This window comes from Streptomyces sp. WG7 (assembly GCF_049975785.1).
In the GTDB taxonomy this organism is placed as follows: Bacteria; Actinomycetota; Actinomycetes; order Streptomycetales; family Streptomycetaceae; genus Streptomyces.
Map to the genome: position 1 here is coordinate 1 of NZ_JBNGGE010000167.1, position 815 is coordinate 815.

Here is an 815-nt window from a genome sequence, read left to right on the forward strand (position 1 = left end):
ACGCAGGCCGCCGCAGGCGTCGCGGGCGTCATCAAGATGGTGCTCGCGATGCGGCACGGCGTGCTGCCGCAGACCCTGCACGTCGACGAGCCGACCCCGCACGTCGACTGGGCCGCCGGGGACATCACCCTGCTCACCGAAGCCGTCGACTGGCCCGAGACCGGGCGGCCCCGGCGCGCCGGCATCTCGTCCTTCGGCGTCAGCGGCACCAACGCCCACACGATCATCGAGCAGCCCCCGGTCGTCGTTGCCGAGGTGGCCGATGATGCCGGCCCCTCGTCGCGGATGGCCGGCGCTCTGCCCCACGTCCTGTCGGCCAGGTCCCCCGAGGCCCTGCGCGCCCAGGCAGCCGTCCTCAGCGCGCATCTGGCAGTGGCGGGGGAGCCGGACCGCCGCACCCCGGAGCCCGTCGACCTCGCGTATTCCCTCGCGACCGGACGCGCGCACCTGGACCATCGCGCGGCCGTCCCGGCCGGGAGCACGCGGGAGGTCGCGGACATGCTCGGGCGGCTGGCCGCCGGGGAGCACCTTCCCGCCGTCGTCACGGGCACGGTGGACGACGGCCGCACGGCATTCCTGTTCACCGGGCAGGGCAGCCAGCGTCCAGGGATGGGCCGGGAACTGTATGCCGCCTACCCGGCCTTCGCGGACGCGTTGGACGCGGTCTGCGCACACATGGACGTGCACCTCGACGCCCCGCTGCGGGACGCGCTCTTCGCCCAGACGGAGAAGCGTCCGCTGGACCGGACGGAGTTCGCGCAGCCGGGGTTGTTCGCGGTGGAGGTGGCGCTGTTCCGGCTGTTGGAGTCGTGGGG

1 protein-coding gene is annotated in these 815 nt (G+C 74.1%); it reads left to right on the forward strand.

Features of this window, described 5'->3' with window-relative positions; genetic code table 11:
* A partial coding sequence (locus ACP4J0_RS38565) for an acyltransferase domain-containing protein (protein WP_426604122.1) occupies nucleotides 1-815 on the forward strand: 815 nt, incomplete at both ends.